The organism is Streptomyces neyagawaensis (assembly GCF_023516595.1).
Classification (GTDB): Bacteria; Actinomycetota; Actinomycetes; order Streptomycetales; family Streptomycetaceae; genus Streptomyces; species Streptomyces neyagawaensis.
Window position 1 is genome coordinate 56,390 of the sequence record NZ_JAMGBG010000051.1, and the last position, 9,218, is coordinate 65,607.

Here is a 9,218-nt window from a genome sequence, read left to right on the forward strand (position 1 = left end):
GTCGTCCGCCGCCTCCCGCTCCGGTCGGCGGTGATCCCAACGTAGGAACCCGGCCCTCCCCGCCGCCTCGTACGCGGGCCCCAGTACGCCAAGGCCCTTCGCCCTAGGCCACCGGTCGGGGCCCCGGGTCCTAGGACCGGTCGTAGGTCCGATGCCTAGGTCCGACGGCCGGTGCGGCGCCGTCGGCGGTCCGATCCGCGCTGTCGGACCCCGCCGGTACGGTGAGTTCATGAGTCAAGGTCCCCGGTCGGGCCTCGCGGCGGTGAGTTCCGCGCTGCTGGCCATGAGCAGACACCTGGAGGTACGGGACGTCCTGAAGACGATCGTCGCCTCCGCCCGAGAGCTGCTCGACGCCGAGTACGCCGCCCTCGGCGTCCCCGACGACCACGGCGGCTTCGCCCAGTTCGTCGTCGACGGCGTCACCGACGCGCAGTGGAAGGCCATCGGCCCCCTCCCGCGCCAGCACGGCATCCTCGCCGCGATGCTTCACGAGGCCACCCCGGAGCGCCTCGCCGACGTGCGCGACGACCCGCGCTTCGAGGGCTGGCCCACCACCCACCCCGACCTGGTCGACTTCCTCGGCCTGCCCATCCGCGACGGAGACGAAGTCATCGGCGCCCTCTTCCTCGCCAACAAGCGCTGCCCCCGGCCGGAGGGCGGCTGCGGCTTCACCGAGGAGGACGAGGAACTGCTGTCGATCCTCGCCCAGCACGCCGCCATCGCCCTGACCAACGCCCGCCTCTACGAGCGCAGCCGCGAGCTGACCATCGCGGAGGAACGCTCCCGCCTCGCCCACGAGCTGCACGACGCGGTCAGCCAGAAGCTGTTCTCCCTGCGGCTGACCGCCCAGGCGGCGGCCGCCCTGGTCGACCGCGACCCCTCACGCGCCAAGGGCGAGCTCCAGCAGGTGGCCGCCCTCGCCGCCGAGGCCGCGGACGAGCTGCGCGCCGCCGTCGTCGAACTGCGCCCCGCCGGACTCGACGAGGACGGCCTGGCCGCCACCCTGCGCACCCAGGTCCACGTCCTCGACCGCGCCCACAGCGCCCGCGTCACCTTCTCCGCCCGCGGCGCCCGCGCGCTGCCGGCGGCCCAGGAGGAGGCCATGCTCCGTGTCGCCCAGGAGGCCCTGCACAACGCCCTGCGCCACTCGGAGGCCGAGCACGTCGACGTCGCCCTGGAGCGCCGGGGCAACGGCGCGGTGCTGCGGATCACCGACGACGGCACCGGCTTCGACCCGCGGGCGATACGCCGCGCGGGACGCCACCTCGGCCTCGTCTCCATGCGAGACCGGGCGAGCGGGGTCGGCGGCACGCTGACCGTGGAATCGGCGCCCGGCAAGGGCACCACGATCGAGATGGAGGTCCCCGGTGGCTGACGCAATCAAGGTGCTGCTCGTCGACGACCACCAGGTGGTCCGCCGGGGCCTGCGCACCTTCCTCGAGGTGCAGGACGACATAGAGGTCGTGGGGGAGGCCGCCGACGGCGCCGAGGGCGTCGCCCGCGCCGAGGAGCTCCGGCCCGACGTCGTCCTCATGGACGTCAAGATGCCGGGCATGGACGGCATCGACGCGCTCCGCAGACTCCGCGAACTCGACAACCCCGCGCGCGTGCTCATCGTCACCAGCTTCACCGAGCAGCGCACCGTCGTCCCGGCCCTGCGCGCCGGCGCCGCCGGGTACGTCTACAAGGACGTGGATCCCGACGCCCTCGCCGGCGCCATCCGCTCCGTGCATGCCGGACACATCCTGCTCCAGCCGGAGGTCGCCGGGGTGCTCCTCTCCCAGGAGGAGGCCAACTCCGGTCAGGGAAGGGGCGGTTCACTCACCGAGCGGGAACGCGAGGTGCTCGGACTGATCGCCGACGGCCGCTCCAACCGGGAGATCGCCCGCGCCCTGGTCCTGTCCGAGAAGACGGTCAAGACCCACGTCTCCAACATCCTCATGAAGCTCGACCTGGCGGACCGGACCCAGGCCGCGCTGTGGGCGGTACGCCACGGTGTGACCGGATGATGGGCCGATTGTCCGGCAACCCGGAAGGTTCCCTTCCGGTCTGAGATTCATACCGTCGGGTGTATGTCCCCCGAATGGCGCATCCTCGGTGGGGCCCCGCCGTTCTTCAGTGCGTGCTGCGTGCGACCGCCGCAGTGATCGCGAGGAAGGGCTCAGAAGTGAAGAACCTGAAGAAGGCCGCTGCTGTCACGATGGTGGCCGGTGGCCTCGTCGCCGCCGGTGCGGGCATGGCCTCCGCCACCGACGGCGGGGCGCACGCGGGCGGCAAGGCCGTCGGCTCGCCGGGCGTCATCTCGGGGAACCTCATCCAGGCCCCCATCGACATCCCGGTCAACGTGGTCGGCAACAGCGTCAGCGTCGTGGGCATCCTGAACCCGGCCTTCGGCAACCAGGGTGTCAACCACTGACGTTCCGCCCCGGAGCATCAGTGACCACCGGCCTTCCGGACCCCTCCGGAAGGCCGGTCAGCCATGTCCGCGACCCCGGCCGTCCCCTCCCGCGGCTCTGTAGAACAGGGCCGAGGCGCCGGCGCGCACTACCCCCGCTCCCGCTCCTCCACGAACGCGTTGTACGCCGCCACCTGCGCCCGCCGGGCCGTCCGCTCCACCGGTCGCAACGCGGCCACCCGGGAGCCCATCTCGGACGCGCTCACCGCACCCCCGTGCCCGTTCTCGTACGCCAGCGAGATCAGCAACCCCACCCGCTGCGCCAACTCCAGCACCCGCACGGCGCGCGGCGGATACCCGGGCGCGAGCACCTCACGCCCCCGCTCGGCCCGCGCCCGGTACGCGTCGATCGCCGCCTCCGCCACCGGACCCGACGCTGCCACGTCCAACCGCGACAGCACCGCCGTCGCGTCCCGCAGCGCCTCCGCCAGCTCCCGCTCGGCCTCCCCGAGGGACGGCACATCGGCGGGCGGCGCCTCCCGCACCTCCAGACAGTGCCAGACCACCTCGACGTGCTCGTCGCCCGAGGGCCCCGCCGCGTACACCTCCGGCACCAGCCCCAGCGCACCCCCGTGGCACACCACGGCCTCCTCCGCCTCCAGCGCCCGCTTGTTGAACTCCGGCGGCCCACTGAGCCCCAGCGGATGCCCCGGCGCGGGCAGGGCCACCCGCAACCCCGTCACCCCCACCGCCCGCAGCCGCCCGAGCGCGAGCGTCAGCCCGACGGGCCCCGACTCGCCGGGCAACCCCTCCACCCGATGCACCGCGTCCTCCCCGACGATCGCGAGCACCGCGTCGTCCGGCGAGACAAGTCCGGCAAGAAGGGCGTTTCCCCATGCGGCAAGGCGTCCTGAACGTGGTTCCGAGAGCATGCCCCCACCCTAAGGACCGACCGATGGGATGGACGGCCCGACCGGTGGCGTAGATTTCCCTGAGGGCTGCGCCCACCCGGCGGTGGCTCCAACCACAGGCGTACGCGACAGCCGAGACAGGCCGATCACTGCAAGGGGAGACAGCGCGCTCATGAGCGATGTTCTGGAGCTGGAGGACGTATCCGTGGTCCGCGAGGGCCGGGCTCTGGTGGACCAGGTCTCCTGGTCGGTCAAGGAGGGCGAGCGCTGGGCCATCCTCGGCCCGAACGGCGCGGGCAAGACCACCCTCCTCAACGTCGCGTCCAGCTACCTCTACCCCAGCAAGGGCACCGCCACGATCCTCGGCGAGACCCTCGGCCGGGTCGACGTCTTCGAACTGCGCCCCCGCATCGGCATGGCCGGCATCGCCATGGCGGAGAAGCTCCCCAAGCGCCAGACCGTCCTGCAGACCGTGCTGACCGCCGCGTACGGCATGACGGCCACCTGGAACGAGGACTACGAGGAGATCGACGAGCTCCGTGCCCGCGCCTTCCTCGACCGCCTCGGCATGACCGAGTACGTCGACCGCAAGTTCGGCACCCTCTCCGAGGGCGAGCGCAAGCGCACCCTCATCGCCCGCGCCCTGATGGCCGACCCCGAGCTGCTCCTCCTCGACGAGCCCGCCGCCGGCCTCGACCTCGGTGGCCGCGAGGACCTCGTCCGCCGGCTCGGCCGCCTCGCCCGCGACCCCATCGCCCCCTCCATGATCATGGTCACGCACCATGTCGAGGAGATCCCCCCGGGCTTCACCCACGTCCTGATGATCCGTCAGGGCAAGGTCCTCGCCGCGGGCCCCCTGGAGCTGGAGCTGACCTCCCGCAACCTCTCCCTCTGCTTCGGTCTCCCGCTCGTCGTCGAGCAGGTCGGCGAGCGCTGGACGGCCCAGGGCCTGCCCCTCACCTGACCTCCAACTTCTCCCGCCGATCCGCCCGTCGGGCGCCCCCGCTCCACAACCAGGGCCGGACGCAACCGACTTGGCGGATCCGCTGTAAGCGATCTTTGACCGTGCGCTCTGTCGGCGGGGCGATCCCGGTCCTACCATGGACGATGTGGACAGCATCGACGCATGGGTGTGGTGGCTGATAGGCGCGGCCGGGCTCGGGATCGCCCTCGTCGTGACCGCGATGCCGGAACTGGGCATGCTCGCCCTGGGCGCCGTCGCCGGCGCCGTGACCGCGGGACTGGGCGGCGGTGTCGTCCTCCAAGTGGTCGTCTTCGCTGTCGTGTCGGTGGCCCTCATCGCCGTCGTACGGCCCGTGGCCGCCCGCCACAGAGCCGGGCGGCCCGAACTCGCCACGGGGATCGACGCCCTGAAGGGCAAGCACGCCGTCGTCCTGGAACGGGTCGACGGCTCCGGCGGCCGTATCAAGCTCGGCGGCGAGATCTGGTCCGCCCGCTCCCTCGACTCCGGGCTCACCTTCGAGGTGGGCCAGGAGGTCGACGTCGTGGAGATCGAAGGAGCCACCGCGATCGTCATGTGACCTCGCACGACGCGGTCACGACGCGATCACGCAATGCACCGAACGTCCCACCTGGCAGGCGCTGTTCTGCCAGACTCGACGAGCAAGATCCTCAACAGGCAAACAGGCATAAGATCTTCCACAGGCGCCGCGGCGGAGAAGGGCACGGGGAGCGAACGATGGAACCGATCATCATCGTCCTGATCATTCTGGTGGTGTTGGTCTTCATCGCCCTGATCAAGACCATCCAGGTCATCCCACAGGCGAGCGCCGCCATCGTGGAGCGCTTCGGCCGCTACACGCGCACGCTCAACGCGGGCCTCAACATCGTGGTCCCGTTCATCGACTCCATCCGCAACCGCATCGACCTCCGCGAACAGGTCGTGCCGTTCCCGCCCCAGCCGGTGATCACCCAGGACAACCTGGTCGTGAACATCGACACGGTCATCTACTACCAGGTGACCGACGCCCGCGCCGCCACCTACGAGGTCGCCAGCTACATCCAGGCGATCGAGCAGCTCACCGTCACCACCCTCCGCAACATCATCGGTGGCATGGACCTGGAGCGGACCCTGACCTCCCGCGAGGAGATCAACGCGGCCCTGCGCGGCGTCCTCGACGAGGCGACCGGCAAGTGGGGCATCCGCGTCAACCGCGTCGAGCTGAAGGCGATCGAGCCGCCCACCTCCATCCAGGACTCGATGGAGAAGCAGATGCGCGCCGACCGTGACAAGCGCGCCGCGATCCTCACCGCCGAAGGTACGCGCCAGGCGGCGATCCTGACCGCCGAGGGTGAGAAGCAGTCCCAGATCCTGCGCGCCGAGGGTGAGGCCAAGGCCGCCGCCCTGCGCGCCGAGGGTGAGGCACAGGCCGTCCGTACGGTCTTCGAGGCCATCCACGCCGGTGACCCGGACCAGAAGCTCCTCTCCTACCAGTACCTCCAGATGCTCCCGAAGATCGCCGAGGGCGACGCCAACAAGCTCTGGATCGTCCCCAGCGAGATCGGCGACGCCCTGAAGGGCCTATCCGGTGCCATGGGCAACTTCGGCAACCTGGGCGGCGGCCCCACCGTTCCCAAGCCGGCCGACGGCAACGCCGACCGCCGCGAGAAGCCGGCCATCGACTGAACACGACGACGGGCCCGCCCTTCCACCAGGAAGAGCGGGCCCGTCGTCGTACGGCAGCTGTTGTCGACGCGCTCTCTACGCGGCGCCCTTGGACAGCCAGTCCGGCAGCGCGTCGAAGTCGTCATGTCCCAGGGACAGCAGCATCGCGTCCGCCGGAGTCGGCTCGAACGGCTGCCGCAGCAGCGGCATCCCCGCCTCGTCCGGAGTCCGGTTCGCCTTGCGGTGGTTGTCCTCCGCGCACGACGCGACCGTGTTCAGCCAGCTGTCGGAGCCACCCTTGGACCGCGGCACCACATGGTCCACGGTCGTCGCCCGCCTGCCGCAGTACGCGCACCTGTGCCTGTCCCGTACCAGTACACCCCGCCTGGACCATGGCGCTTGTCTTCGGAACGGCACCCTCACGTACCGGCAGAGCCTGATCACCCGGGGCGCCGGTATGTCGACCGCGGCTCCGCGCATGCGCAGTTCGGGGTGGGTCTGCTCGACGACGGCCTTGTCCTGCAGCACCAGAACGACGGCTCGGTTGAGCGTCACCGTCGACAGCGGCTCGAAGCTCGCGTTCAGTACCAGCGTGTCCCGCATCCCAGCCCACCTCCTGTGCACCAGCCCACCCCCCGGCAGGCTTGGATCAACTGTGGCCGGGCACGCCGAGATGGACAACGCAATAAAAAATGCCCGCCTCTGATCACTTCCAAGACCAGAGGCGGGCAAACGTTCAATGAACGTCCGGCTTCGTTACTTTTCCGCTACAGCGGCGTACTCCCCGATGAGCTGGGCGCGCGCCAGCGTGTGGAAACGGAGGTTGAATCCCACCACGGCGGGCGAAGCGTCGGAATCCGGGCCGAGCTTCTCCTGATCCACGGCGTACACCGTGAACACATAACGGTGTGCCGGGTCACCGGGCGGTGGGGCGGCCCCACCGAAGTCACGCGTCCCGTAGTCGTTGCGCGCGTGCACCGCGCCCTCGGGCAGTCCCTCGAACTTCCCCGACCCCGCACCGGTCGCCAACTCGGTCACGGACACCGGGATGTCGAACACGACCCAGTGCCAGAACCCGCTGCCCGTGGGGGCGTCCGGGTCGTAGCAGGTCACGGCGAAGCTCTTGGTCTCCGGCGGGAAACCCTCCCAGCGCAGCTGCGGAGAGGTGTTACCGCCCGCGTAGACCTGAGCGTCCTTGAGCGTCGCCCCCGGCTCGACGTCCTCACTCGTGACCGTGAAGGACGGCACGACCGGATGGAAATCGTGGGGGAGCGGCGGCCTCTTCGGCTCGGTCACCTCGGTACCTCCTGGTGGATCCTGTGGGTCGGTTCAGAGCCTAGAACCAGCTGCGCTTGCTGCCGACCTCCGACAGCCACTGGTTCAGGTAGGCGGCCCAGTCCGTGTTCCCGTAGTCCTGCAGCCCCACCCGGAACGAACGGAACGAGTCGCTGCCCTCGCTGAACAGCCCCGGCTTCTTGTCCATCTCCAGCACGACGTCCATCTCGCGCTCGTCGGCGACGAAGCTCAGCTCGACCTGGTTCAGCCCGTGGTACTGCTGCGGCGGGAAGAACTCGATCTCCTGGTAGAAGGGCAGCTTCTGCCGCGTGCCCCGGATGTGGCCGCGCTCCATGTCCGCGTTCTTGAAGCGGAAGCCCAGCTGGATGAAGGCGTCCAGGATCGCCTGCTGCGCCGGCAGCGGGTGCACGTTGATCGGGTCCAGGTCACCGGAGTCGACCGCACGCGCGATCTCCAGCTCCGTCGTCACACCGATGTGCATCCCCGGCAGCGTCTGGCCCTGGATGGTCGTGACCGGCGTCTCCCACGGGATCTCCAGCCCGAACGGCACCACGTGCACGGCCTGCGCCTTCAGCTCGAAGGCACCCCCGAGACGCTGCTTCAGGAACTCGATGTCCTGCTTGTACTCGGCGTCCTGTCCCTCGACCTCGACCCGGGCCTGGAGCCCGACCGACAGCGCCTCGATCTGCTGGTCCACGGAACCGCCCTGGATCCGCACCTCACCCTGGACGACACCGCCCGGCACCACATTGATCTCGGTCAGCACCGTCTCGACCGAAGCGCCACCGGCCCCCAGGCTCGCGAGCAGTCGCTTGAACCCCATGTCTGTTCCTCCCGTCAGGCAACGCCTGTGTATCTGTGTGGCTCTGTAGTTCTGTGTGGGTGGATCGCTCTGTGTGGCGTGGATCCTTGATCCCTACAAACGCGAACCGACGGTGCCCGGTTCCGTGTCCCCACACTTCCAAGGAGGACGCTTCCTCGCCACCCATCGGCCCGCACCCGTCTGGACTACGCTCGTACGCCATGATCGCGACCCCCGACCGTACGCCCCTGGCCCGAGAGTTCTTCGACCGCCCCGTCCTGGACGTCGCCCCCGACCTCCTGGGACGCGTCCTCGTACGCACCACCCCGGACGGTCCGATCGCACTCCGCATCACCGAGGTCGAGGCCTACGACGGTGAGAACGACCCCGGTTCGCACGCGTTCCGCGGCCGCACCGCCCGCAACGGCGTGATGTTCGGTCCACCCGGCCATGTGTACGTGTACTTCACGTACGGCATGTGGCACTGCATGAACCTGGTGTGCGGTCCGGAGGGCCTGGCGAGCGCGGTCCTGCTGCGCGCCGGCGAGGTGATCGAGGGCGCGGAGTTGGCTCGCAAACGTCGAATTTCGGCCCGAAATGACAAGGAACTGGCCAAAGGGCCGGCCCGCCTGGCCACGGCCCTGGACGTGGACCGCGCCCTCGACGGCACGGACGCCTGTTCCCCCGCTGATCCCCCTCTCACGGTCCTGACCGGCACGTCTGTCCACTCCGACCAGGTGCGCAACGGTCCCCGTACTGGTGTCGCGGGTGACGGAGGCGTCCACCCCTGGCGCTTCTGGATCGCCGACGACCCCACGGTGAGCCCCTATCGGGCCCACGTCCCCCGCCGCCGCCGAACTTGACTCGCCTCCGGCCGGTCCGTAACGTAGCCCGAGCCGCTTGAACCGGGTACGGCAGTCAGCCAGCAGCCGGAAGCGGCCACCCACTACCTACGACATCCCCTCAGCGGGGGCGAATTAGGCATGCCCTGATTCGAGTCCGCAGAACTCAATTATGAGTTGCCGAGGGAATCGGCTAACGTAGTGAATGTCGAAAGGCCGCGAGGGAAACCGCGAGGCCCAAAGGCAGCCGAAAGGCAAATCCCGCCGACAGGGAATCGGATCGGAAAACGATCTGATAGAGTCGGAAACGCAAGACCGAAGGGAAGCGCCCGGAGGAAAGCCCGAG

11 protein-coding genes are annotated in these 9,218 nt (G+C 69.7%); 7 read left to right on the forward strand and 4 right to left on the reverse strand.

What is annotated here, in order from left to right:
* Window positions 1-229: 229 nt before the first annotated feature.
* The 3 genes from M8J73_RS22780 to chpE all read left to right on the forward strand — a co-directional run bounded on the left by M8J73_RS22780 (window position 230) and on the right by chpE (window position 2,416).
* Window positions 230-1,375, forward strand: a complete 1,146-nt coding sequence (locus M8J73_RS22780) for a GAF domain-containing sensor histidine kinase (RefSeq protein ID WP_055538592.1) — start codon at window positions 230-232, stop codon at window positions 1,373-1,375.
* Complete coding sequence (locus M8J73_RS22785) at window positions 1,368-2,009, forward strand: response regulator (RefSeq protein ID WP_055517946.1); 642 nt, start codon at window positions 1,368-1,370, stop codon at window positions 2,007-2,009. Before M8J73_RS22780 ends, M8J73_RS22785 begins: the two co-directional genes overlap by 8 nt.
* A 158-nt stretch (window positions 2,010-2,167) precedes the next feature.
* On the forward strand, window positions 2,168-2,416 hold the full coding sequence (gene chpE, locus M8J73_RS22790) for a chaplin ChpE (RefSeq protein WP_055538593.1): 249 nt from the start codon (window positions 2,168-2,170) through the stop codon (window positions 2,414-2,416).
* Between the two features lie 128 nt (window positions 2,417-2,544).
* Here chpE and M8J73_RS22795 read toward each other — a convergent pair whose 3' ends face one another.
* Window positions 2,545-3,327, reverse strand: coding sequence for an Rv1486c family protein (locus M8J73_RS22795; protein ID WP_055538594.1), 783 nt, complete (start codon window positions 3,325-3,327; stop codon window positions 2,545-2,547).
* 151 nt (window positions 3,328-3,478) lie between these two features.
* On the opposite strand from M8J73_RS22795, the gene M8J73_RS22800 reads away from it, so the two are divergent.
* From M8J73_RS22800 to M8J73_RS22810, 3 genes are all read left to right on the forward strand, one after another.
* On the forward strand, window positions 3,479-4,270 hold the full coding sequence (locus M8J73_RS22800; RefSeq protein ID WP_055538595.1) for an ABC transporter ATP-binding protein: 792 nt from the start codon (window positions 3,479-3,481) through the stop codon (window positions 4,268-4,270).
* Between the two features lie 145 nt (window positions 4,271-4,415).
* Window positions 4,416-4,847, forward strand: a complete 432-nt coding sequence (locus M8J73_RS22805; protein ID WP_055538596.1) for an NfeD family protein — start codon at window positions 4,416-4,418, stop codon at window positions 4,845-4,847.
* 158 nt (window positions 4,848-5,005) lie between these two features.
* Complete coding sequence (locus tag M8J73_RS22810) at window positions 5,006-5,953, forward strand: SPFH domain-containing protein (protein WP_055538597.1); 948 nt, start codon at window positions 5,006-5,008, stop codon at window positions 5,951-5,953.
* A gap of 75 nt (window positions 5,954-6,028) precedes the next feature.
* On the opposite strand, the gene M8J73_RS22815 is transcribed toward M8J73_RS22810, so the two are convergent.
* From M8J73_RS22815 to M8J73_RS22825, 3 genes are all read right to left on the reverse strand, one after another.
* A complete protein-coding gene (locus M8J73_RS22815) occupies window positions 6,029-6,535 on the reverse strand; it encodes an HNH endonuclease (protein ID WP_055538598.1) in 507 nt (168 codons plus the stop codon).
* Between the two features lie 153 nt (window positions 6,536-6,688).
* A complete protein-coding gene (locus M8J73_RS22820) occupies window positions 6,689-7,228 on the reverse strand; it encodes a YbhB/YbcL family Raf kinase inhibitor-like protein (RefSeq protein ID WP_055517938.1) in 540 nt (179 codons plus the stop codon).
* Window positions 7,229-7,268: 40 nt separating this feature from the next.
* The gene (locus tag M8J73_RS22825; protein WP_055538599.1) at window positions 7,269-8,051 is read right to left on the reverse strand and encodes a sporulation protein; all 783 of its coding nucleotides are present in this window, start codon (window positions 8,049-8,051) and stop codon (window positions 7,269-7,271) included.
* 200 nt (window positions 8,052-8,251) lie between these two features.
* Here M8J73_RS22825 and M8J73_RS22830 point away from each other — a divergent pair, with 200 nt between their 5' ends.
* Window positions 8,252-8,893 (forward strand): DNA-3-methyladenine glycosylase, encoded by a 642-nt coding sequence (locus M8J73_RS22830; protein ID WP_055538600.1) that lies wholly within the window; start codon window positions 8,252-8,254, stop codon window positions 8,891-8,893.
* Window positions 8,894-9,218 lie beyond the last annotated feature (325 nt).

What these genes read in the sequence shown, in the direction of transcription:
- M8J73_RS22830 (WP_055538600.1), top strand. Translation starts at nt 8,252, where the DNA reads ATGATCGCGACCCCCGACCGTACGCCCCTGGCCCGAGAGTTCTTCGAC.
- M8J73_RS22800 (WP_055538595.1), top strand. Translation starts at nt 3,479, where the DNA reads ATGAGCGATGTTCTGGAGCTGGAGGACGTATCCGTGGTCCGCGAGGGC.
- M8J73_RS22825 (WP_055538599.1), bottom strand. Translation starts at nt 8,051, where the DNA reads ATGGGGTTCAAGCGACTGCTCGCGAGCCTGGGGGCCGGTGGCGCTTCG.
- M8J73_RS22795 (WP_055538594.1), bottom strand. Translation starts at nt 3,327, where the DNA reads ATGCTCTCGGAACCACGTTCAGGACGCCTTGCCGCATGGGGAAACGCC.
- M8J73_RS22810 (WP_055538597.1), top strand. Translation starts at nt 5,006, where the DNA reads ATGGAACCGATCATCATCGTCCTGATCATTCTGGTGGTGTTGGTCTTC.
- M8J73_RS22815 (WP_055538598.1), bottom strand. Translation starts at nt 6,535, where the DNA reads ATGCGGGACACGCTGGTACTGAACGCGAGCTTCGAGCCGCTGTCGACG.
- M8J73_RS22780 (WP_055538592.1), top strand. Translation starts at nt 230, where the DNA reads ATGAGTCAAGGTCCCCGGTCGGGCCTCGCGGCGGTGAGTTCCGCGCTG.